At 36.1% G+C, this 24,015-nt stretch carries 15 protein-coding genes; 4 read left to right on the top strand and 11 right to left on the bottom strand.

Annotated features, from left to right (window positions below):
- Nucleotides 1–693: a (d)CMP kinase gene (cmk, locus tag F598_RS0112095; protein ID WP_019039326.1), complete on the top strand. Its 693-nt coding sequence runs from the start codon at nucleotides 1–3 to the stop codon at nucleotides 691–693.
- Here the strand turns inward: cmk and gap are convergent.
- From gap to F598_RS0112055, 8 genes are all read right to left on the bottom strand, one after another.
- The gene (gap, locus tag F598_RS0112090; protein ID WP_019039325.1) at nucleotides 690–1,691 is read right to left on the bottom strand and encodes a type I glyceraldehyde-3-phosphate dehydrogenase; all 1,002 of its coding nucleotides are present in this window, start codon (nucleotides 1,689–1,691) and stop codon (nucleotides 690–692) included. The genes cmk and gap overlap by 4 nt on opposite strands.
- 2 nt (nucleotides 1,692–1,693) lie before the next feature.
- Nucleotides 1,694–2,590 carry a lipoyl synthase gene (gene lipA, locus F598_RS0112085; RefSeq protein WP_019039324.1) on the bottom strand — a complete coding sequence of 299 codons (897 nt, stop codon included), beginning with the start codon at nucleotides 2,588–2,590 and terminating at the stop codon, nucleotides 1,694–1,696.
- Nucleotides 2,591–2,780: 190 nt separating this feature from the next.
- Nucleotides 2,781–3,416, bottom strand: a complete 636-nt coding sequence (gene trhA, locus F598_RS0112080) for a PAQR family membrane homeostasis protein TrhA (protein WP_019039323.1) — start codon at nucleotides 3,414–3,416, stop codon at nucleotides 2,781–2,783.
- 113 nt (nucleotides 3,417–3,529) lie between these two features.
- Nucleotides 3,530–4,456, bottom strand: coding sequence for a PorP/SprF family type IX secretion system membrane protein (locus tag F598_RS0112075; protein WP_033408667.1), 927 nt, complete (start codon nucleotides 4,454–4,456; stop codon nucleotides 3,530–3,532).
- Entirely contained in the window at nucleotides 4,453–11,487 is a 7,035-nt protein-coding gene (locus F598_RS0112070) for a PKD-like domain-containing protein (RefSeq protein WP_019039321.1), read from the bottom strand. Before F598_RS0112070 ends, F598_RS0112075 begins: the two co-directional genes overlap by 4 nt.
- 282 nt (nucleotides 11,488–11,769) lie before the next feature.
- The gene (locus F598_RS0112065; RefSeq protein ID WP_019039320.1) at nucleotides 11,770–12,285 is read right to left on the bottom strand and encodes a DUF4468 domain-containing protein; all 516 of its coding nucleotides are present in this window, start codon (nucleotides 12,283–12,285) and stop codon (nucleotides 11,770–11,772) included.
- 68 nt (nucleotides 12,286–12,353) lie between these two features.
- Nucleotides 12,354–12,956, bottom strand: coding sequence for a class I SAM-dependent methyltransferase (locus tag F598_RS0112060; RefSeq protein WP_019039319.1), 603 nt, complete (start codon nucleotides 12,954–12,956; stop codon nucleotides 12,354–12,356).
- Nucleotides 12,957–13,007: 51 nt separating this feature from the next.
- Entirely contained in the window at nucleotides 13,008–13,649 is a 642-nt protein-coding gene (locus tag F598_RS0112055) for an SDR family oxidoreductase (protein ID WP_019039318.1), read from the bottom strand.
- Nucleotides 13,650–13,985: 336 nt separating this feature from the next.
- On the opposite strand from F598_RS0112055, the gene F598_RS0112050 reads away from it, so the two are divergent.
- Genes F598_RS0112050 through F598_RS0112040 form a run of 3 tightly spaced genes read left to right on the top strand, consistent with a single transcriptional unit; the run spans nucleotide 13,986 to nucleotide 16,372 of the window.
- Nucleotides 13,986–14,531 carry an RNA polymerase sigma factor gene (locus F598_RS0112050; RefSeq protein WP_019039317.1) on the top strand — a complete coding sequence of 182 codons (546 nt, stop codon included), beginning with the start codon at nucleotides 13,986–13,988 and terminating at the stop codon, nucleotides 14,529–14,531.
- Complete coding sequence (locus tag F598_RS0112045) at nucleotides 14,515–15,078, top strand: hypothetical protein (protein ID WP_019039316.1); 564 nt, start codon at nucleotides 14,515–14,517, stop codon at nucleotides 15,076–15,078. Before F598_RS0112050 ends, F598_RS0112045 begins: the two co-directional genes overlap by 17 nt.
- The gene (locus F598_RS0112040) at nucleotides 15,050–16,372 is read left to right on the top strand and encodes a hypothetical protein (protein WP_019039315.1); all 1,323 of its coding nucleotides are present in this window, start codon (nucleotides 15,050–15,052) and stop codon (nucleotides 16,370–16,372) included. The genes F598_RS0112045 and F598_RS0112040 overlap by 29 nt, the downstream gene beginning before the upstream one ends.
- A 60-nt stretch (nucleotides 16,373–16,432) precedes the next feature.
- On the opposite strand, the gene F598_RS0112035 is transcribed toward F598_RS0112040, so the two are convergent.
- The 3 genes from F598_RS0112035 to F598_RS0112025 all read right to left on the bottom strand — a co-directional run bounded on the left by F598_RS0112035 (nucleotide 16,433) and on the right by F598_RS0112025 (nucleotide 23,947).
- The gene (locus F598_RS0112035; RefSeq protein ID WP_019039314.1) at nucleotides 16,433–18,904 is read right to left on the bottom strand and encodes a M14 family metallopeptidase; all 2,472 of its coding nucleotides are present in this window, start codon (nucleotides 18,902–18,904) and stop codon (nucleotides 16,433–16,435) included.
- A 62-nt stretch (nucleotides 18,905–18,966) separates the two neighbouring features.
- Complete coding sequence (locus tag F598_RS0112030; protein ID WP_019039313.1) at nucleotides 18,967–19,872, bottom strand: sterol desaturase family protein; 906 nt, start codon at nucleotides 19,870–19,872, stop codon at nucleotides 18,967–18,969.
- Between the two features lie 118 nt (nucleotides 19,873–19,990).
- Nucleotides 19,991–23,947, bottom strand: coding sequence for a PAS domain S-box protein (locus F598_RS0112025; RefSeq protein WP_019039312.1), 3,957 nt, complete (start codon nucleotides 23,945–23,947; stop codon nucleotides 19,991–19,993).
- Nucleotides 23,948–24,015 lie beyond the last annotated feature (68 nt).

The following is a 24,015-nucleotide window of genomic DNA, read 5'->3' as shown; positions in this document are numbered from 1 at the left end:
ATGAATTCAATAGTTATTGCCATTGATGGCCATTCTTCTACTGGTAAGAGTACAGTAGCAAAGAAACTGGCTAAAGCCTTAGAATATAAATATGTAGATACTGGAGCCATGTATCGGGCGGTAACTTTATTTGCTTTGCGTAACGGGTGGATACATGATGGAGAAGTCAATACTTCTCAATTGATTTCTTATCTTCCAGAAGTGAATATAGATTTTGAATATAACGCAGAAAATTTTTCCAATGATGTTTTTCTCAACGGAGAAAACGTAGAACAAGCTATTAGATCTATGGAGGTTTCTGAGAACGTAAGTTTTGTAGCTAAAATTGATGAAGTGAGGGAAAAGCTAGTTCAACTTCAAAAAGAATTTGGACATGAAAAAGGTATTGTGATGGACGGTCGTGACATTGGAAGCGTTGTTTTTCCAGACGCAGAGCTAAAAATATTTATGACTGCCACGGCACAAATTAGAGCCCAAAGACGCTTTGACGAGCTGAAAAGTAAAGGTGAGAATATTAAATATGCAGAAGTTCTTCAAAATGTGAAACATCGCGATGACATCGACTCCAATCGGAAAAATTCTCCACTCATACAATCAGATGACGCCATTAAAATTGATAATAGCGAATTGTCCCAAGAGGAACAGTTCAATATGATTTTAAAACTTGCTGAAGACAGGATTGAAAAAGCTTAACCCATCTTTAATATAAGATCGATTAGTCGATTAGAATACCCTCTCTCATTGTCATACCACCCAATAAGCTTGATTAAGTTTCCTCCAATCACGGAAGTCATGCCAGCATCAAACACACAGGAATAGGGATTGCCAACCATATCGATACTCACTAAAGGAACTTCAGAATATTGTAAAATTCCATTCAATTGCTCCTTCGCCGCTTTTTGGAATAAAGCATTCACTTCTTCAATGCTAGTAGATGTTTTGACATTGAGTGTCATATCGGTAAGGGACCCGTTGGGAACAGGTACTCGTATTCCACAACCACCTATAACATCGCTTAGATCTGGAAATATTTTAGTTAATGCTTTTGCTGCTCCAGTTGTGGTGGGAATGATAGATTGCGAAGCCGCTCTGGCACGTCTTAAATCTCGATGAGGTTTATCATGCAGACTTTGGTCTGATGTGTAGGAATGAACTGTAGTAATGTAAGCCTGTTCTACTTCTAATGCATCGTGAATTACCTTTAGCATGGGTGCCGCGTTATTGGTGGTGCAAGAAGCATTAGAAATCATAACATCCTCCTCTTGTAAAACCCAGTCATTAACTCCTAAAACAATCATTTTTACAGAATCATCGCTAGGAGGAACGCTTAAAATTAATTTGTTGGCTCCAGCATCAAGGTGATGCTGCAACTCACTTTTGGTTTTGAATTTACCGGTGCATTCTATGAGGGTATCCACATTATATTTCCCCCAATTTAGATCTTGAAGGGCTGGAATGTTGACGAGAGGATATATCTGATCTTCTACTACAATTCCCTCTTGATTATAAGTGACTTCAAAGGGAAACTGTCCGTGAACACTATCATATTTAAGAAGATGAGATAAAGTTCTAGCATCTGCTAAATCATTGATGGCTACCACTTCAATCTGTGGGTGCTCATACAATAAACGAAAAAGGCTTCGGCCGATACGACCAAAGCCATTAATTCCTACTCTTATAGTTTTATTCATCGTTACTCTAAATGTTTGTGAGCTTTGTAAGAAGACCTTACGAGAGCTGAACTTTCTACGTGTCTAAAGCCAAGCTCCTTACCAATAGTTTCGTACTTTTTAAATTGCTCTGGAGTAATGAATTCTTGAACTGGAAGGTGTTGTTTACTTGGTTGTAAATATTGTCCTATCGTTACTACATCCACATCTACACTTCTCAAATCTTTAAGGGTTTGGATCACTTCTTCCTCTTTCTCACCCAAACCAAGCATAATACCTGATTTAGTTCTTCTGATGCCTTGTGCTTTAAGATACCTCAAGACTTCAAGACTCTTATCATATTTAGCTTGGATTCTTACCTCTCTAGTGAGACGTCTCACTGTTTCCATATTGTGAGAAACTACTTCAGGAGAAACTTCTATTATTCTATCAATATTTCTTGTGTTACCCTGAAAATCTGGTATTAAAGTTTCTAAAGTGGTATTAGGATTCATTCTCCTAATAGCTTTTACAGTTTCTGCCCAAATAATAGAACCCATATCTTTCAAATCATCTCTGTCAACAGAAGTGACTACAGCATGTTTCACTCCCATGATTTTAATAGATCTGGCTACCTTTTCTGGTTCATCCCATTCCACATCTTCTGGTCTTCCTGTTTTCACTCCACAAAAACCACAGGAACGAGTACATACATTACCTAAAATCATAAACGTTGCAGTGCCTTCACCCCAACATTCTCCCATATTTGGACAGCTACCGGAGGTGCAGATAGTGTGAAGATCGTATTTATCTACAAGCTTTCTAAGATTTCTGTATTTTTTTCCCGTTGGTAATTTTACTCTTAACCACTTGGGTTTACCTGTTCTGGTTTTAGTTTTATTTTCTGTTGTTGTCTTTTTTTCTAGTACTGCAGTTTCCATATCATGCAATTTTGTACAAAGGTAAGAAATATTGTATAGTTAAACTTTGCATTGTAACTCTCTTAACCTGTAATTTCAAAACTCTAAGAGAAATTTAACCTCAGTTCATTTATTAAAAATTAAAGGGGTAATATCCTATGAATTTGAAGTCATCTATCTATTGAAGACCTTACAACGATTTTTGATTTTATCAAATCCTTAGAACTGAGAAATAAATCATTAAAAAGTGGCAAAGACTTCCAAAGATTACAAAAACGTGCCAGATGACATGATTAAAAGCCAAAGATGTTTTGACGTAAAAGTAAATACCGGCAGTGTAGAAAAAGCCTCCTATAACGAGCATTGTAAATTCTAGGTTCGTAAAGTTTATTATTACATTTGGAGCATCAAAGATGATAAGACACCCCATAAGTAAGTACAATACAAGAGATAGAACCTCAAATCTTCCAGTAAAAAACAGTTTCAAAAACGTCCCTACCAGAGCAAATGCCCAAACAGAATAAAATAGGAGCATACCATTCCCTTCTTTTAGCAATGTTAATACCACTGGACTGTAAGTTCCCGCGATAAGAATGTAGATGCTGATATGGTCAAGTACTCTTAATCTTCTTTTAAGTTTATTGTCTTCTACAAAATGGTAGGCCGTAGAAGTTGCATAAAGAAGAAGTATCGAAATGGAGTAAAGTATGAGCCCGTATTTCAATAAATCATTATTAAGATCTGCAGTGAATAACAAAACTATAATTCCAATTGCTGATAAAATAAGTCCAAATCCATGAGTGAGGGTATTCCAATACTCTTCTGAAGCGGTTTGGTTATTTCTCATACTTTATGTTATTTCAACCACAAATTTAGAAGATAAAGAAATTTAAATTAAAAATCTCAATAGAAATTTATCCTATTGAGATTTATGGACTACTCTGGATGAAGTTATTTAATTTAATAGGTGAAACATCCACAACGATCCCTTCTATATCGCTCTTTAGCTCTAAAATTGATCATAAATGAATGAATTCCACCATTATATTGAGCAAAAGTGGCTATGGAGGTGTCGTAGGCATATCCAGCCATGATTTGATCTGTGATTCTTAAGCCAACAAAGGCTCCAGCGGTTACATTATGTTCGTAATTGGCACTGGCATAAATCTTATCCTTGTAGTCCAAATTAAATGAAACCAAAGCACTGTATGGAGCTCCGTTAGCAACTCTAGCCAAAACAGTGGGCTGGAGGTATACTTCTCTTTCCAGCTCGAACCTATAACCTGTCGTTAAAAAGTAATTGGGTGTTGTGTTGGCTAAGGTATTTCTAAATTCATCGATATATTCAGTAGTTAGAAAATTTGGAATCGATAGACCTACAAAGAAATTATCTCTGTGAAGAAAAACACCGGTTCCAAATATAAAACTGGTTCTAGAGATATCACCAAAGCCATTTCCAAATTCATTTTGATCTTCAATGGAAAGTAAATTATAATCTATTGAATAATTGGTGCCTCCAAGCTTGATGCCTGTTGATAATAGCCAGTTTTGAGATAACCTGAGGTGATAAGCTATATTTCCAACAACTCTGTTTTCGGTGCTAGCCCCAATTCTATCACTCAGAATGTCAAAGCCAGCCCCTAAATTGGTGATGCCAATTCTATCGTGTCCTGTCACTATCAATGTTTCTGGTGCGCCATCAAACCCCACCCACTGTGAAGTATAAAATCCTGTAGCGCTATAACCATCGGAGCTGCCTGCATAAGCTGGATTGTACATCAGCGGAGCAAAAACAAAGTTAGATAATTTTACATCTGTCTGAGCTTGACTATAAAAACCAAGACTCATCACGAAAAGGAGCGTTATGTTTTTAAGTAAGTTCATCATCTGTTATTATTATCAATTTGCACATATCCTTTCTTAATGTCATTATTACATGGTGATCTGTAATTCAAAATGTAGAAATAAGTGCCAGTGGGTAAAGAATTAGACTGACCTATCGTACCACCAACATTAGATTCTCCACGGAATGTATTGTCAGTATTGTTATATCCTGTAGTTTCCCAAACAAGTTTACCATAGCGGTTATAGATCAGCATTTCATTATCTGGAAATAATTCAATATTGACGACATTCAAATTATCATTCAGGTTGTTACCATTAACAGTGATGTAATTGTTTACATCTAAAATACCATCGATGATATCCACTTCTACTCTAAAGGTATCGCTGCTAAGACAGTTTAAATCGAGATCAAAATTTCTAGCATAAAGAATCATGTCATCTGTAATTAAAAAATCATCAGATAAAGCTTCCTCATCCATTGGTGATAAATACCACCTAACACCCTGTCCAGAAACATTAATATCACTCACTGTAGGTGCATCTTCTCTACAAAACTCTTGGAAGGGTTCACCTGTAGGGGGATCGATTTCGTTGATAAACTCTTGATCGATTTCGATTTCTAGAGCAACGCTACAACCATTATCATCCATAACCTCTATGTCGTATGTGCCTCGTTCTAAATTTTCGAAAAGAAAGGTTGAGTCTCCAGGTCCAAAATTAGAGGTGTAGGGAGGAGTTCCTCCTTCTACAAATAGAGTAATAGTTCCATCGTCTACTCCAAAACAGTTTACCTGCGTAGTTTGGAAACTCACTTCAAGTTGCTCTGGTTCTTGTATTTCTACTTCTACTGTTTTTTCACATCCTATGGCATCATTTACCACTAATGAATAGATACCAGCCTCTAAATTGCTAAGGTTTGGTTCTGTGCTGGTGAAGCCATCTGGGCCTGTCCAGGAATATTCATAAGATACAATATCTATGGGTCTACCGCCTTCTACTTCTATATCTATAAAGCCGTCTACTTCACCAAAACAGCTAATGTTTTCATGACTAGCAGATATTTCTATTGGATTAACCCCTTCAATGTCTACACTAACAGTATTTTTACAATTGAATCTGTCGGTGATTTCTGCAGTGTAAGTCCCAGGAGCTAAATTATTGATTATTGCTCCATTTTGTCCACTATCCCAAATGACATCATAAGGAGGAGTTCCTCCTTCTATGTCAAGTTCTATAGATCCGTCCTGGTTAAAGGCACAAGTTTCATCATCAGCATCAACCTCAATTTCAATTGGATCTGGCATGATCAGTTCAACTGTTTCTGAAGCAATACAATTCAAGTTATCAAAAACATCCACAGTATATAATCCTGGCCCAACTCCTGTCAAATTCTTTTCAGTCGAAATCACATCATCCAACTCATTCTTCCATTCGTACTGGTAGCTGAGTTCACCAGAACCTGATTGAAAAGGAGTTCCGCCTTGTACATCGATCGTGATAAATCCATCAAACTCATCTACAAGATTCTGCACATTTCCACTGCCCGGTATTACAATTTCATCTGAACAGACGATAGCAGACTTATCTAATACCTCAATTTCTATAGGCGTAGGCTGAGTTATTTCAAACTGTCTTGCTCTTGGTGGATTACAATTATTTTCATCAGTAACTATAAGGGTATAAATACCTGCGCCGATATTTAAAAGATCTTCTGTATTTGCAAAAATGAAACCATCTTTTAACCATTGGTAAGAGTAATCTCCGGTTCCTCCAGTCACTGTAATTAGAATTTCACCTGTTAACTCACCATGACAAAGGATATCTGAAAAACTATCATCTATCACAACCAATTCATCAGGTTCTTCCATTTCGTAACTGAAGTTGTAAACACATCCAAAATTATCTGTGATTTCAAGTTCGTAGGTCCCAGGTCCTAAATTGAATATGTCTTCCTGGTTAGAGGTGAATCCATTTGGACCGGTCCAATTGAATAAATAGGGCTGGTTTATTGAAATAGGGACGCCTCCTTCTGGAGAAATCTGTATACTACCGTCATTCGCGCCGGAACAGCTGATTTGATTTCCATTATAGTCTGAAACAACTGCATTATCTACTATTTCAGAAGCTACTGTAATCGTAAATTCGGTTACATCATTTCCACACGGATCACCACCAAAAATGCTTTGAGATTCAACTGTGATAGTTGCTGTTTGAGTAACCCCTGATGTATTAACAGCAGTAAACTCTGGAATATTTCCAACTCCGTTTGCAACCAGACCTATCGCTGGATTAGAATTTGTCCAGCTAAATGTATGAAGCATTGAAGGAGCTGTTGTAGAGAAATTGATTCTCGGAATGATATCCCCTGTACACACCTCAATATTATCTATTGGATTCAATTCTGCAAGAGGAACAACATTAAGTCTAGCAGGATCAGAACGTAAAGGACCACAACTTGAATTACTGAAATTTACAATGACATAATAATAAAATTCACCTTCGGAAGCTGTAGGAGGTAAATAGGTCGCTTGATTGGCACCAGCAATTGGAGTTCCACCCTGATTACTGTTTTCATCGTTCTCGTACCATTGATAGGTTGGAGTGCCTATTGAAAAGTTGACATTTACCGACATTAAATCTGATGCACCTCCTAAACATACTTCTTGAGCCTGAGGCTGTTGATTAATAACAGGTTGTGGTTCTACTCTAATTCTTGCAGGATTACTAGTTACTTCACACCCAGAGGCATTTTGTGAAATGACCACATAGTAGAAGTTTGTACCAATTTGATTGGTTGGTGGTGTATAGCTGTTGGTTACGGCATTAGCTATTGGTGTGCCAGTTGTAGTATCTGCAGTATCATTTACGAACCACTGGTAATTAAGCTGACCTAAACCACCAGAAGCTTGAACACTTAGTGTATTGGATGTAGCCCCTAAACAAAGCTCCTGGTTATTCATTTGCTGTACATTAATGACTGGATCAGGAACGACTTCAATAGTGGATAACTGACTTGTGACAGGAGCACATTGAGTTCCTAGGGGTTCTACCACAACATAATAGAAGTAAATGCCTGGCGTATCAAAAACTGGTGGCTGATAACTAGTGTCTGTAGCCCCAGAAATAGGGGTACCGCCAGTAGTAGATGCATTTGTATTTTCAAACCACTGTATAGACGTAGTAGAAGTTTGACCATCTATGAGCGTTATGTTTAACGGTTGGGGTTGTCCTCCAACACAAATACTTTGAAGAGGTTCTGGTTCTTGTTCAATATCACCAGCTCTTTCTAAGGTGACTAATAAGGTAAAAGGTGTTCCTATACAGTTACCTGAAACAGGAGTAACCGTATATTCTAAAGTAGCTATGTCTTCGGTCGTATTAGTTAAATTTTGACTTATAGAGGTTTGAGGGTCAGTTTCCGCACTTCCGCCCGTTACGGCACCAGGTGGGCTGCTAATCGGAGTACCCCAGGTGTAAGTAGTATTGGTTGGCACTATATCACTTCCGTTAGTTACTGGTATCACCTCAAATGTTCCCCCTGTACATACGCTTTCTTGAATATTATTGATGAACGGGGTAGGTTCTACAACAACATTGATAAAAAAGGAATCTCCAGAACAAGAGCCACTTTGAGGCGTGACCTCGTAAGTTACAGTCACATCTTCATCACTAGAATTAATAAGCGTCTGGCTTATGCCATTAAGTGGAATAGTATTTTCAGAGGCTCCTGAAATTGCTCCAGGATTGGATACAACTGGTGTTGACCAGGTATATCTAGTCCCTATTGGAACACTATTAGGCGAAATGTTCTGAGGGTTCACCGTAAATGTGTCTCCACTACATATCACCGGATCATAGTCTCTTACAATAGGTCTTGGTCTTAAAGTCAATTCTACATCAAAAGGATCTCCTGAACAACCATTTACGGTTGGAGTTACTGAGTAAACTACAGTGACTACACCATCCGTTGTATTGGTGAGTTGTTGATCTATCGAACTTACTGGAGTAGTTTGTTCGGTTCCACCAGTGGCTCCCCCGGCTGGAGTAACCGTAGGAGCAGACCAGGTATATAATGTTCCAGCAGGAATTTGATTTCCAGCTAAAGCTGCATCAGGAATTATCGAGAAGGAGTCACCACTACAACGATCTACCGGGATATTTTGAACAACAGGTTCTTCATCAAAATTGATAGTAAGCGTAAATGGGTCTCCCTGGCAACCTTCGCTAGAAGTAGGAGTAATAGTATAGGTGATGGTAGCCGTGTTTGGCGTAGAATTGGTCACCGTCTGAGAAATGCTGGTTTGAGGAGTGAACTCCGCGGAGCCTCCCGTAATGGCTCCTACAGGATTACTTACTGGTGTCGCCCAGGTATAGGTAGTGCCAGCAGGTAAAATATTTCCACCCCCGTTGGTTGGTGTGTAATCGAAAGTACCTCCGTTACACAAGCTCAATGAATCATCTTGAATGGAAGGCGACGGATTTACAGTAATTGTAAAAGTTTCTGGAGGGCCAGGGCAATTTGTGGAGCCAGATTCTACCACTGGCGTAACCGTAACCGTTGCAGTTACGGGCGTATCGGTCAAATTTTGAGCTTGAAAACTCGGAAGATCTCCAGTCCCACTTAAAGGTGCTAATCCAATATTTGAATCTATAGACCAGTCAAATCTAGTGGTCACTAAAGTATTAGAAGAAGCAAATTGAATTTCAGGCTGAGTTTCTAAATGACACACTGTAACGTCTGAAATGGGATTGACCTGACCCTCTGGTAAGACTTCCAATTCAACAAAATCCGAGATTGGTGGGCATAAACCAGCTCCTGTGTTGGTAGTAATAGTAAGTGTAAGAGTACCCACAAAACCAACAGGTGGTGTAAAAGTGGTATTTGGATTAGTAGGATCTATAAATGTTCCACCTCCAGAAGAGGTCCAAGTAATGCCTGTAGCAGTTCCACCAAAACTTCCATTTAAGCCAATACTTTCGTCCATACATATTGTTTCATCACTTCCAGCATTTACTCTTGCTCCCGATTCTATTAAAACACTGTGAGTGTCACTTGCATCTGAACAAAATATTCCAGTATTGTCTGAAGAAAAAGTGAAGGTAATTGTTCCATTATAGCCTAGTGGCGGTGTATAGGTAGGATCTATAGTCTGATCACTTGGTGTAAAAATTCCACCGGGAACACTAGCAGTCCATATGCCATTTCCAGATCCACCAGAAATAGTTCCATCCAAAAGGATATCTTCATCAATACATGAATCTACAGGACCATCGGCCTGCACAACTGAAGGCGGTCTGATTTCGATATTACCAGTAAAAGTTCTGTCTCCACATTCGTTACTTACAGTAAGTTCGTAAGTGTAATTCCCAGTAGTAGTATAAGAAATAGTAGGATTAGGATTTGTGGAATTAGAAATGGAGGCTGGTGGCGAAGCTCCAAAATCCCAACTAAAAGTAGTCGGGGTATCCGAATAACAGTCATAAATGATAGGGTCAATTGTAAAAGGTTCTCCCTCACAAGCAATCACATCATCTAGTTCAGCTTTGGGTCTATCTTTTATGGTGATGATCCTTTCAAAAACATCATCTCTACAGTTTTCTCCTGGTAGAATGTCTTCAATAAACAATTCTAATCTAATCGTATAAATCCCAGGAGCAGCGAATCTAAATTCAGGCTCTTCATCATTGGGTCCGGTACCGTTTGCAAACTCCCATCCGGGTGAAATGGTTGGTGGGCAGTCTGGATTAGATTGAGAGACAGTCCAGGTATATTGCGGCGTAATTCCACAACCACTAGCCTGAGACGTATTATCTGTCGATACAATTTGATTACTATCTAAACAAGCTTCATCCTGACTTAACGTAAATTCTGAAATAACTTCAGGAATGATACAAATCTCCTTCGTGATACGACTTTCGCCACAATTATTTCGAGTGACCAACGTAATATTGTAAACGCCTGGAGTGTCAAAAACGACTCCAAGAACCTCAGAACCATCCGTCCAAGAAAACCAATCGTCTGGAACTCCATTATCGCTTCCTAGCTGTCCCCCAGCAATTGTAGTTCCTCCTACTGGTGCAATTTCCCAGTATCTTCCATAGTTACTATTACATCCTGCAGAGGTTGTATTTTCACCACCAAAAGAAATATCTGTGAAATTAACTAAAGAATTCACACAAGCAATTTCAGCTGGTCTTATGAAGTCAGCATCGGTAGGCTCAGATACTCGTATAGGACCTGTCGATAAAAAATTACCAGACGTATTACAAGGATTGGTCGCAGTAACTGATATTGAGTAAGAATTGGCAAATGGAGAGCCGTTAATTGTTGAAGTTACTCCACAAGAAGTGTCAGTAAATGTATGGGAAAAGGTTTCGTTTATTGGCGCTCCAAAGGGATAATCTTCTGAATTAATAACTCTTGGGGCTGAGCCGTCGTTGAAACTAATAGTATAAGTATTTCCAGGTCGGTTATCATTTACACTGAATGTATATTCATATTCATTGGGTAAACAATTATCATTTTCAGACAAGGTGATGCTGGGTGCTGGAGGTTCGGTTCCCACAAATACTCTAAAAGTGTTTGATTCACTTGTTCCGTTTGGAAAAGTGACCGTATAAGTTAAGGTATAAATTCCAGGAAAATATCTATAGGTTGGTGGAATTGTAGTATCGGTTTCTCCAGCTTGTCCCCACTCTATTAAAAAGGTGGTCCCGGGGGGATAGGTGGCTTGGTTAGGATCTTCAAACTCGAAAAAACCACTAGCAAATTGGTTCGTGGTACATCTTAAAAAGGTTTTTACTCCATTTTGAATATCGGTTGAATAACCACCTCCAACATTATTGATTTCTAAATCTGGCGGAGGAAGCGCTTTGGATTGATCTGAGAAAATTTCAAAGAAAGAATTGATGGATTCTTTAGCATGTGAAGGTTTTTGATTTTGCTGCAAATCGGTATTTGCAATCGCCATATCGTTTTCTGCATCAGAACTAGTATCGGGTATAGTAAAAACAACTAATCCAACTATTAGTGAACATCCAATAAGAAGTGTAGAGAGTAGTTTTGTTTTCATCCGCTGTAGTTTACTCAGATTATCTACGAGAAATAAATTTTAAGGGTTTGCTTAAAATTTAGAATTCATTTGTAGAACTTTAACTACAATATTAATAACAATAATTAATATACGAAAGCAATAAATATGAAATTTTAATTTTTTATTAAGAGAAGTTGTTATTTGTTATTTATTTGACTGATTAAAAACAGTTTGAGTCGTCTAAATTACAAATCATTAAAGTATAAACACAAGCAATTATAATATAAATATTTAAAATCTAAAGTAAAAAGTTAATTTTATTTACCAATCTTGATCATTAGAGTTTATGTACTTGTACAATTCAAGGTTTAAAGCATTAAAAAAATTGCTTAATAAGTTTCGGCTATTTTCTAGATCATTTTTAATAACATCATCTTTAATTAAATTGATGTTGTTGATCACATATAGCTCTGTGTAGTATTTATAACTTAAAGAGGTGACCTCAAATCGGTATCTATTATCTTTTAAAGATAGTTTTAACTGAAAATGGAGTTCAGTAGGTAAGTTCTTTATCTCGAAAAATCGATCTTCTTTGGCGTTAATTCTAAATGTATCGTTCTCAAATTCACTGTTTATAAGTGAGGTATCTGTAAAATAATTATCGATCCACATTTCGATATTACTTTTTAAATAGGATTTATCTTTTCCTGGAGTTTTAACTACAACGGCTCTTGGAAAATCATAAGTTTCAAAATCCAGTTTTGGTATCTGAGGAGTTTGAGCAACAGAAGCAACTGAAGTGAGTAGGGTAAGAATGAGAGTTAATCTGAAAATCATGAGAAGTAGTTTAAACCAAATTTAGCTATTATTTGATTTATACCGTCTCAATTTCTTATTAAGCTTAATTATTTAACGCCCGTCAATCTTGTGACAAAGCCTTTACCTTCATGGTATTTCCCTTCATCTAACTGAATTTCAAGTTCCTCACCTTGGATTTTAGTCATATTTTGAAAATCTTTTTCAAGCATCTGAAGAGTGTAAAGCATGTCTTGGTTTTTAGGACCTCCTGATGTATAGTGTTGAGTTAGTTGATTAGGATGAAAAGCTTCAAGGACAAGCCTTCCACCGGGTTTTAAGCTTTTGAAAATATTCTGATGGAATTGATGTCTCCATTCAGGTTGAAGATGTGCGTAAATAAGAACAACCAAATCATAAGTATTTGGCTGATAATTATAGTCTTGAGCAGTTGAAATACTGTAGTTGATAGAAAATTGTTTCTTATTACAGAGTTGTTCTGCTTTTCTTTTTCCAGCTTCAGAATAATCGAAGGCATCAACTTCCCAACCCATGTTTGAGGCATAACACGCATTTCTTCCTTCTCCTTCCATAGGAAACAATGATTTTCCGCAGGAGTTGATACTATCTAATTGAGATTTAAAAAAAGTATTGGGTTCTTCACCATATATAAAATCCTCTTTCTCAAACCTATCGTTCCAAAATTCTTTCATAATAAGTAGCGCTGTTCCTGATACTTCATCAGGAACAGCTTTAAGTTAAGGTTATTTATAATTCTTCATACTTGTTTCTAGATCTTTATCCCCAGAAATCATTTCAAAAGAAGTGTTTTTTGTGCGTTCAAGTTCAAGTGCGTAAACAAGTGCTTTTGCGACATCTTCTCGAGGTATTTGTCCCATTTTTTTTAGCTTTTTAGCAATTTCAACCTTTTCAGTGCCTCTTTCATTGGTAAGTCCACCTGGTTGAACAATGGTATACACCATTTCAGATTCCCTTAGAAAATCATCTGCAGCTTTTTTCGACTTTAAGTATTGTTCTAAGCCTTCAACAGCCTGAGGATTATCAGTACCCATAGAGCTCAGCATCACAAATTTCTGTAATTTGTAAGCTTTTGCCAGCTCAATAGCTCTTATAGCTCCATTTTGATCCACGGCGATGGTTTTTTCATCACTTGTATTTCCTCCAGATCCAGCGGCAAAAATAACTTTGTCCATACCTTTAAAGGCTTCAGAGAAATCCTCTTCTAAATCTCCAAGCCGTGTTTCAATTCCTTGATTTTCAAAGAAAGGTTTTTGTATGTCTTTTCTCACCATCGCAAAAGGCTTATGGTCTGTAGAGTCTTCTAAAATTTTTGAGACTAATCTTCCTGTAGTCCCATTTGCTCCTATAACTAATATGTTTTGCATAATCTTAAATTTATAACTCCAAAAATATGTTTTTGTAGATCGTTTTAATCTAATATGAAATTAAATAATGATTAACTTAAGTTAAATATTATTAAAATATTTAATTTAATAAAAGCCTAATTGAAGCGCGTATTCTTCAATTATGACATTGAGTTTTACATATAAGTATTTGTATTTAAGTGAATTATAATATAACATCAAATTTAATTTTGGGTGTTTTAACCTTAGCTTATTTAACTCTGATTAAAAATTCTGAATTCGAAATACCAAATAATTGTAACGCAAGCGAAATGATAACGTATTTATAATGAAGCAATTTTAATAAAACATGCCGGTGTGTTTACTAACCAATTAATCGAAGACTGTAAAAAAGGTAAGCGGAAAGCTCAGCTTAAGCTATATCGCAACTACTGTGATGCTATGTTATGCATTGCCAGGCGTTACCTTAAACAGCAAGATTTGGCAGAAGATGCAGTTCAAGAGGCTTTTATTAAAGCCTTTAAACATATTGAAAATTATAATGGAAATATCACTTTTGGAGCATGGCTAAAACGAATCGTGATCAATCAAAGTATAGATTACCATAGACAACTGAAGTATCACGAAGATATCGATAGTAATGTTTTAGATATAGCAGAGCAAGAAAGTAATTCTTGGAAGGTGAAAGCGCACATCTCAACAGAAGAGGTTCAAAACTGCATCGAGAAATTACCCGGAAAGCATGCCACCGTTCTTAAATTGTATTTGATGGAAGGCTATGATCATGAGGAGATCTGTGAAATATTAGGGATTAAGCCCAACAATTCAAGAATACTTCTTCATAGAGGAAAAAAATTATTAAAAGAAGAACTTAAAAAATTTGATCATGAAAGATTTGCGTAAAGATTTTGATTATGCATCCAAGTCTTTTAAAATGTCTAAAGGACATGAAAAGAAATTTGAGCAACGATTGCACAAAGAATTTGGATCAAGCTCTAAAAAGAATTTTAGTAAGTTTTACAAATATGCTGCTGTTGCCCTCATTGCTGTTTTGTCTACAATCTTAATGATTAATCAGACGTATATAGTTTCTGAAAACAGTGCTCAGAACCCTTCTCAGGAATCAACAATGAGGCTTGGTGATGTGTCAGCAGATTTAAAGACTATTGAAAACTATTACCTTACTTCTATAAAGCTGGAGTTAGCTACTTTAGAAACACCTCAGGATCATGAAGCTATGGTGAACAGTTACTTAGAAGAATTAAAGATCATTAATGATGCTTATAAAGAATTAGGACAGGACCTCAATGAATATGGCGTGACAGAAGAGATCGTCAATGCCATGATAGATAATTTACAACTTAGATTAGAATTGCTTCAAAATCTAAAACAAAAGTTGAATCATTTAAACAAAAAACAAAATGAAAACAATCTCGTTTATCAAATTTAGCTTGTGCCTCTTATCGGTCTTTTCTGCTTACGCACAAACTACGAAAACTTTTAAAGAAAGTTTTGAGGTGAATAAGGATGTAGAAGTGTTCCTTAATGTAGATGACGCTGAAATTACCATTGAAACGTGGAATAAGAACCGAGTAGATATTGAAGCTACATTTAGCATTGACATTAAAGAGGAAGACCTAGCCAATGAGATTTTGGAAAACACTGGGTTTGAAGCATTAGGTAATTCTAGAAAGGTTGAAATTTCTTCTGCTACGAAAAGCCCTCGATTTATGTCAAATAATATTTATTATGAAGAAAATGATAATGAAATCCTTACTGAAGATGTCAAAGGAATTGCACCACCATCGCCACCTTTACCACCACTTCCGCCTTCAATTAAGAATATAGACCTAGACTTTGATATGGAAAGATTCAATGAAGAAGGAAAGGCCTATATTGCTGAATTTCAAGAGGAAATTAAGGAAATGTTTAAAGAGTCTAACTTTAAGGAAGAAATGCAGGAGTGGAAGGAGAAGTTCAATGAAGAAATTGAAAAAAGTGGTTTTAAAGATTCCATAAGAGTCATGACTTATAGATTAAAAGAGCAAATGAGACCAGCTTTAAGAGAAATGAGAGAAAAATTAAATGAAGCAAGATCTGAATTACAGGAAGAAAGAAAAATTTTGAAAGGTTTACGTGCTAATCGAAAAGTAAAAAAGAAAATCATCATAAAAATTCCACGTGATGCTAAATTGGACTTGAATGTGAAACGTAGCCAGCTTAAAATAGCAAGCCTTAATGAAATCGATGCAAACCTGAACTACTCAGGTTTGCAAATTGATGAATTAAGAGGAGAAGCCTGTAACATTACGGCCAACTATTCTGATATAGATGTCACGAAAGCTAAGGCTTTAAATCTAAACTTAAAGTATGCGAAAAAGGTTCACATTGGAGAGGTCAATGAATTTGCGTCAGTGTCCAAAACGTCTAACTTAACTATCGATAGAGTTAATCAAAAAGCAGTGATTGAGGGCTCTTTTGGAGAACTGACAGTAAACAATATCAGTAAGGATTTTACATTTATTGATATTAATCTCAAGAACTCTACAGCAAAACTCAGCCTGCCTGATGTAGTCTATAATTTCTATATCAATTCTAAATCTTCAGAATTCGATTTAGCTTCAAAACTGAATTATAAAGTGAATGAGGCTTTCGACTCTAAAATCTATCAAAATAAAACTGCCTCACTTTCTTCTAAAACCCTCAATATTAAAGCTGATTATAGTACTGTGAACCTTAATTAATTGATCCACAGATACCTGTAATGTCACTTTTTATTAAAACATTAGACTTTAGATTATAGTTTACCTAAAGCTTTGACTTCTGTTATTTACCATAAACAGAGCATTCGCAAAAAACAGTTTTCCGTTTTCCCAGAACGATCGAAACATGACATCATCCACAAAATAGATAACACTACCGCGACCGAGACGTTGTTCTCCAAAAACTAAGGATTTGGATATCTTTTCAGCCGCTTTTTCACCAACAAAACCACTTAATCGACGGCTAGACTCATCCATATAGGCAACGTTAAATCCTTTATCTAAGTATTTATAAGCAGAAGAGCTTGTTTTTAAAGAGGCATAGGTATCTTGATAACCGAATGCTAAGGGATGGGTGTTATCCACTTTTACTTGAAAAATAGCTCCAGTGATATTGTTTTTAGTCCTTTCCATTTCACGATCAGCGTAAGGAATAAGCTTGTTGTTGGTAGAGTCTTTTTTGACTTCAACACTCTCTAAGCCAAACCCATCTTTTCCTTCAAAAAAAGAAACAGCATTAGCTAAAGCAATTACTTTTCCTCCATTTTTTATCCAATTGGTTAAAGAGTTTAATTGCTTACCTTTAAGCAGAGATGAGTACCTGCCACTTGGCAAAACCAGCACATCATAATCTTCTAAATCTATGCGGTTGAAATCATCTGTGGATACTGAGATGATAGGGTAGTTCAGCTCCTGTTCAAAGAAATACCAAAGCGAACCGTAGCTTAAAGATGACGTGCCATCTCCTCTTAATACAGCAATACGCTGCTTGTGGACTTTTTTCACGTCTGGGGATCCAAAATCTGTTCCTGAGTCTGAGAATCCAGTGGCAACAGAGGTGAGGTTCACACCCATCTCAAAGGCGGTATTGATGATTAAAGAATCCAAATTAGCTTGCTGATTGTTAGTCTTAGTAATGACTAAGCTTCCTCGTTCATAGGATTTCCCTTCAATTTTAAAAGGTTTGTTGGTGGCTCTTACTGAGATATCATGAGATAAAAGGCGAGCTAAAAATTTAGCATCATTCATGCTTTTCCAGGGCGCAACATATCCTACTGTGTTATCATTTATAAAAGCTTTATTAATTTCTTGAGCTTCAGATGTTGTTTCGATATTTCCATCTACAGTATAGATGTCGACGCCGTGCGCTAAAGCCAGATTCCAGGAAGTGATATCGTAGGTAAGAGGAGTAGATAAATTGGGATCTGCTTCAAATAAAACCTCTAACATTTTAGCTTTAGGTTGATTTGCAGGAAGAACTAAGGCATTTTTAGCATTGAATTTTTGGGAGGAATTGCTGAACATATGTTTTCCCTTTATCGTTTCCTCTGTTGAAAATTTAAACTCATACTCATGCTTACTAAATAGTTCGCTTAGTGTTTTCAGCTTTTGTGGATCACCTGTTAATACATAATAATCAAAACCGGGGGAGTGTTCGAAATAGGTTTTGAATTCTGAATTCAGTTCCTTAGCATTTTCAGAAGAAGTCTTTACAGTTGAAAGCCCGCTGACGACATGGTGCTTCACACGATCTACAAGAGTGAGTTCATAGTCTTCATCGGTATAAATACCAAGTCCGGCTCTCCCGTTTCCAGCCTGCTCATAAGTCATTCCAATCGCACCATTATAGGTAGGGTAGGTGTCTCCGTAGCTTGGATAAAATAAATCAAAGCGTTCACGAGTAAAATACGACCAGCTTTGATCATCAAAAGCTTCAGCATTATTTTTACCAATTCGGGTTTGAAAGTCTTTTTGGAAATCTGTAATAATATCATGATATGGTTTTGCTGCAGGAGCAAAATAATAGGGTGAATTGATTCCCTGTTCGTGAAAGTCTACGTGAACATGAGGCATCCAGTCATTATAAAGTTTAAGCCTTTGCTGAGTTTCTACCTGTGTGGCCCACATCCAATCTCGATTTAGATCGAACAGGTAATGGTTTGGTCTTCCACCCGGCCAGGGCTCATTATGTTCTACAGCGTCCTGGTAAGGGGAATATGGGGTCGCCTTCACTTGATTATACCAATTCACGTATCGATCTCTTCCGTCTGGATTCACACAGGGATCTATGATAACTATTGTATTTTCTAAAGTAGATTGGTGTTTTGTAATGAGTTCATAAGCAGTGACCATAGACGCCTCTGTACTAGAGGCTTCGTTTCCATGCACGTTATAACTTAACCAAACAACAGCTGTTTTCGAATCTGAATCCCCATCAATAATCCCAGTTTGTTTTAAATGATTGACTCTATGAGCTTCAACGGTCTCAAGATTCTTTTTTGAAGAGATTAATGCATAACTAAGGACTCTGTTCTCATTGGTTTTACCATAAGAAGAAAAATTAATGCTAGTACTATTATCGGATAAGTAATTGAAATAATCAACTACTTTATAATGTCTGGTAAATTCTGTTCCTATGGGATAGCCAAGAAATTCTTCTGGTGACTGAATTGTCGTTTGGCCCTCACAGATGCTTATCAAACCAATGAGAACTAATGCTAATCTAAATTTCATCGAGTGGAGTTTTGGTAAAAATAAAGCAAAACTCTAAACTCTGATGTGTTTAATAGATCAAATTATTTTTTTTGAAGGTCCCTTTGCTTAACTCTTACTTTTTCCATTTCAGACTTATGGTAATCCACTGGACTTCCAAAAGCCATCTGGAACGCCTGTTTGACAGATTTTGCTCTGGTCATGTCTTTAAAAAGGGCAATCCACTCATGAAACACAAGCATGAATGGGTTATAAGTGTTAATGGGTTTAGTAATCCCATACACAGGTTTTTCATCCTCTTCTTCAAAAGTGCCAAAAATCCTATCCCATATAATCAAGGTAGAACCATAATTCTTATCTAAGTACTTTTCATTCTTAGAGTGGTGAACACGATGATGTGAAGGCGTGGTGAATATATATTCGATAGGTTTTGGAAGCTTAGTGATGTACTCGGTATGAATCCAGAATTGATATAAAACCTCTAATTGATGGATAACCAGAAACACAAAAGGATGAAATCCCATCAAAATAACAGGCAAAAAGAAAACAATTTTAAGGTTTTGAGTCCAGGATAATCTAAAAGAAGTCGAAAGATTGTAATATTCAGAATTGTGATGGACAACGTGTGTAGACCACCAAAAGCGTTGTTCATGAGCAATTCTATGAGACCAATATCTTATAAAATCTAAGGCTAGAAAGCAAAGAATATAAGACCACCAAGTGTGAGGAATATAGAAAGGAGTTAAATTATAAAAAAAGAGAAAAAACGCGAAAACCCCAAGTTTCATCACACCATTCAAAAGAATATTAACTACTCCAATAAAAGTGGAAGCCATAAAATCTTTTCCCTCATACAGCTTTTTGTTCTGTTTATAGCTAAAATAAGATTCTAAAGCTACTAAAGTAAACATCACTGGTGCAGCAATCCAGATTATGGTTGTAAAGTCTAAATTGGCAACATCTTCGAGGCTTAATTTTACTTTCTCCATTTATTTTTTTTGCAAACATAATTAATGGAAGGTATTATCCTTACAAATTCATATAATTTTGTCAGAACAGGGTCAAATTTTAATGCATGTTTAAGTTTGTTCTCTTTAAATGTATTGATTAATCTAAAACAGCGATGGAATTTATCAAATCGGTTATTTGCTGAGCAAGCTCTTTTTTCTTCTTTTCTAATATGCTAGCTGATGAAATATTTGATGATTCAATGCTTACAGCAAAATTTGAAAGTGAGTTTGCACCAAGATTGAGAGCCGTGCCTTTAACTTTATGTGCTAATTTTTTTAAATGCTCTTCTTTATTTATTGTTTCCAATTCGACTAAAGCCTCAGATAATGTTTGATCTGCCAATTTGATAAGTTCATTATAAAATTCTTCATTATGGCCTATCATCTCCATAAGATGAGATTTATTCAAAGAATTCTGAAACATGGCAGCATTTTTATCTTTTAGAGGTTCTTTAATTAACTCTTTACTTTTATTAACTGAGTGTTTTGAAATAATTGTTTTTATGGCTTCCTGCAAGATAGGCTTGGAAATATAATCGTCCATTCCAGCCTCAAGGCACTTTTCTTTTGTTCCTTTTACAGTTCCAGCAGTAATAGCTATTATTGGAATATCTTTTCCTTTACGATGATTTCTAATGGCCTTAGTTAATTCATAGCCATTCATGTTGGGCATTTGGATATCTGTAAATACTAAATCTGGTAAATAGGTTTTAAATAATTGAAACGCATTGACTCCATCTTCCGCATCGTAAATTATAGCATCACTATAGATATTTTTCAAATATGATTTTATCAACTCCATGTTGATGAGATTATCTTCAGCAACCAGAAACTTCATCCCATTGGCCTCTTTTTCTTCAGCATTAATGTTATTGACTTTTGGTTGTAATTCACTTTTTTGTTTTTGTTTTATCAATATTTCAATTAAGTCTTTGCGTTTGATTGGTTTAGATAAAATTTGATCGAAATATTTAGTGACATCAGGATTCTTAATATCCTCTATAGAGCTGGACTTGCTGAGTAAAATGAAGTGTACTCCTTTAGCTTTAGAATGCGTTTTTAATCTTGATACAATTTCACAGGAATCATCTTTAGAACAGTCCTGGTCGATTATAATAACATCAGGAATAAAATTAATCATCTTATCTGCAACATGCTTAAGGTCGCTTACATGCTCAGTGGTAATGTCATAAGCATTTAAATGATAATGAATAGTTTCAAAATGTTCAACTGTGGTTGAAACGAGAAGCATTCGCTTAACTCCTTCAAGAGGTGAACTCTGATGTTTTTTAATTGATTTTGATTGTAGAGCAACTTTAAATGAAAAATGACTTCCAACCCCCAATTTACTTTTGAGCTTCAATTCACTTCCCATTAGATTCAATATTTTGTCGGTGATGGCTAGGCCTAGTCCAGTTCCTCCATATTTTTTAGTGACCGAGGTATCCTCTTGTATAAATGCATTAAAAATTTTCTTTTGGTTCTCTTTTGCAATTCCTATTCCCGAATCTTCGACTGAAAAGACCAAATTGGACAAATTATTGCTCTTGCTTTGAAATGAAATTCTCAGCTTTACAAAGCCTTCTTTAGTGAATTTTATTGCATTGCTAATTAGATTCATTAAAACCTGCTTTAATCTTACAGGGTCTATCCAAACATAATCAGGCACATTTTCTTCAACGATAAGCACTAATTCTAGTCCCTTTTTATGTGCCTCATACTTCGATAAATCTGAGACTTCCTCAACAATATCCAGAAGTTTGGTTTTAATCGTATCTAACTGTAATTTACCCGACTCTATTTTTGAAAAATCTAAAACATCATTGATAAGATCCAACAATATATTAGCAGATTGAAATACAGTACGCATATACTGATGCTGCACTTCATTTAGCGGTGTTTTCATCAACAAATCAGAAAATCCAATCACGCCATTTAGTGGAGTCCTCATTTCATGACTCATGTTGGCGACAAACTCTGATTTAGCCTTACTCGCTTTAATGGCTTCAGTTTTTGAGTTTTGGAGTTTCTGCTCTGTCTTTTTCTGTTCTGTAATATCTTGAAGTGTAGCAATTACAATGCGCCTTCCAGCTTCATCAAAATGAATTAATCCATTAATTACGGCCGTTATTATCTGTCCAGACTTAGTCTTGAGAACCTTTTCCATCGGACCAAATTTGGATAAGTTTTTCAGTTTATTAATTTCCTGCCTATCTTTTTTTGTAATGCTTTTTTCTGGAGTAATTGTCCAAATGCTCATTCCAAGAATTTCATCTTCTGTATATCCAACCATATCCTGCATGGCTTTATTGACGTCCAGAAATATACCAGATGCAAAATCAGTAATTACAATACCTACTGGTGAGAGTTCAAAAATATTTTTAAACTGCAGCACGTTTTGCTTTAAGTTCTTTTCAAGCGTTTTCTTTTCAGAAATGTCCTGATGGGTTCCAAACATCCATTCGGGTTGGCCATCATCTGTCCAAGAGATAACCTTACCCTTATCCAACACCCAAATCCAGTGGCCTTGTTTATGTTTTAGTCTTAATTCCTGCTGATAAAAATCTGTGTTTCCTTTAAAGTGTTCGTTTAAAGCATCATCACTTAATTTTAAATCCCCTGGATGGGTTCTTTTATTCCAAACATCAATAGAATTATTTAAAGGAATTTCCATTGTTGTATGGCCTAAAATCTCTACAAACCTTTTATTGAATGAAGCTTCACCAGTTTGAACGTTCCACTCCCATGTGCCCAAATTGGTAGCGTTAATGATGTTGTTAAGTCTACTTCGCTCTTGCTTGAGTTTCTCTTTCGTCTTTTTAACTTCAGTGATATCTTGAAAAGACCCGTAAATTCCAACACATTCTCCATCTACAATTTCAGGTTTTATATTAACCAAAGCCCAAATAGGCTTATTTTTAGCAGTGACCACTTCAAACTCTCCAGTATAAGAGGTTTTTTTCATTATGGAATCGATCACCTTTTCTGTGATTCGTTCCAAACTTTTTCCTTCTTTAAAAAACAATTTAGCTTCTTCGATGCTCGGTTGAACATGACTTTCAATTTCAGCAATTTCTTTTAAAATAGGTGTCCAAAACAATTCCTTTTTGAGGACATCATAACGCCAACCTCCAACTCTTGCAAGGCTTTCCGCTTCGCCAAAAAGATTATTGATGAGTTTGAGTTTTTTTTCCGTGTTTTTCCGGTCTGTATTTTCTCGAATCACGCAGAGAATTTCCGATTCTGAATTTTCCCTTTGAATGACAGTTACGTTCATGCTGAACCATTTTTGTACGCCATTTCTAATAATGTCATATTCAACAGGAATACTAGAATGATAGAGTTTACTAGCTTTAACAGCAAGCTCAATTTGGTGAATCAGCTTAGATGATAAATCGATTTCTCTTATAGTTTTGCCTATAAAATTTGCTCTTTCTAATAATAAATTCTCTTCTTTTCCATAAAACTCGATAAACGTCAACTTTTCATCCATAAGAAATACCATGTCTCCTGTATTGTTGAGCAAAGTTTGGAAGCGGCTCTTACCATCAGCAATACTTTCGTTGAGTTCATTTAACTCTAAGTGTTCTTTATGAGAGACTATTTTTTCCATTGCTTCAAGCGACAGGTCTTTAAGAACCCTTTTTTGCTTATCGTCTAGCTGTTTTGGTTTGCTATCGTATACACATATAGTCCCGATAGCATAACCATTTTCATCTATGATAGATTGTCCAGCGTAAAACTTGACGGAAGGATTTTTGGAGGCTAGGTATTTAATTTTTTTACTTGTTGATTTATCAACGTTTGGAATGACAGTGGTTTCTTCAGGCTGTTCTATCGTTAAATTACAAAAGGTGTCCTTTCTGGGATAGACCTTACCTTCCACATTATAACTGGATTTTAGCCAAAGCCTGTCTTTATCTACAAAACTTATATGTGCAAAAGAACAATCACAAATTGTGGCAGCAATTTCTGCTAACCTATCGAAACTCTTATCGTTTTTGGTGTCAATAATCTTATAACTATAAAGCGCTTTAAGCCTTTCCTGTTCCATCAAACTATTTTTATATAAATTTAAGATTTTAATGTAATTTGAGCAATAAATAAAAAAGCAATTAAAAT

The sequence above is a fragment of the Psychroflexus tropicus DSM 15496 genome (assembly GCF_000378765.1).
In the GTDB taxonomy this organism is placed as follows: Bacteria; Bacteroidota; Bacteroidia; order Flavobacteriales; family Flavobacteriaceae; genus Psychroflexus; species Psychroflexus tropicus.
This window is presented reverse-complemented; position numbering and strand designations above follow the sequence as displayed.

What these genes read in the sequence shown, in the direction of transcription:
- cmk (WP_019039326.1), top strand. Translation starts at nt 1, where the DNA reads ATGAATTCAATAGTTATTGCCATTGATGGCCATTCTTCTACTGGTAAG.
- F598_RS0112055 (WP_019039318.1), bottom strand. Translation starts at nt 13,649, where the DNA reads ATGCAAAACATATTAGTTATAGGAGCAAATGGGACTACAGGAAGATTA.
- F598_RS0112045 (WP_019039316.1), top strand. Translation starts at nt 14,515, where the DNA reads ATGAAAGATTTGCGTAAAGATTTTGATTATGCATCCAAGTCTTTTAAA.
- F598_RS0112065 (WP_019039320.1), bottom strand. Translation starts at nt 12,285, where the DNA reads ATGATTTTCAGATTAACTCTCATTCTTACCCTACTCACTTCAGTTGCT.
- gap (WP_019039325.1), bottom strand. Translation starts at nt 1,691, where the DNA reads ATGAATAAAACTATAAGAGTAGGAATTAATGGCTTTGGTCGTATCGGC.
- F598_RS0112025 (WP_019039312.1), bottom strand. Translation starts at nt 23,947, where the DNA reads ATGGAACAGGAAAGGCTTAAAGCGCTTTATAGTTATAAGATTATTGAC.
- F598_RS0112075 (WP_033408667.1), bottom strand. Translation starts at nt 4,456, where the DNA reads ATGATGAACTTACTTAAAAACATAACGCTCCTTTTCGTGATGAGTCTT.
- F598_RS0112040 (WP_019039315.1), top strand. Translation starts at nt 15,050, where the DNA reads ATGAAAACAATCTCGTTTATCAAATTTAGCTTGTGCCTCTTATCGGTC.
- F598_RS0112070 (WP_019039321.1), bottom strand. Translation starts at nt 11,487, where the DNA reads ATGAAAACAAAACTACTCTCTACACTTCTTATTGGATGTTCACTAATA.
- F598_RS0112060 (WP_019039319.1), bottom strand. Translation starts at nt 12,956, where the DNA reads ATGAAAGAATTTTGGAACGATAGGTTTGAGAAAGAGGATTTTATATAT.
- F598_RS0112030 (WP_019039313.1), bottom strand. Translation starts at nt 19,872, where the DNA reads ATGGAGAAAGTAAAATTAAGCCTCGAAGATGTTGCCAATTTAGACTTT.
- lipA (WP_019039324.1), bottom strand. Translation starts at nt 2,590, where the DNA reads ATGGAAACTGCAGTACTAGAAAAAAAGACAACAACAGAAAATAAAACT.
- trhA (WP_019039323.1), bottom strand. Translation starts at nt 3,416, where the DNA reads ATGAGAAATAACCAAACCGCTTCAGAAGAGTATTGGAATACCCTCACT.
- F598_RS0112035 (WP_019039314.1), bottom strand. Translation starts at nt 18,904, where the DNA reads ATGAAATTTAGATTAGCATTAGTTCTCATTGGTTTGATAAGCATCTGT.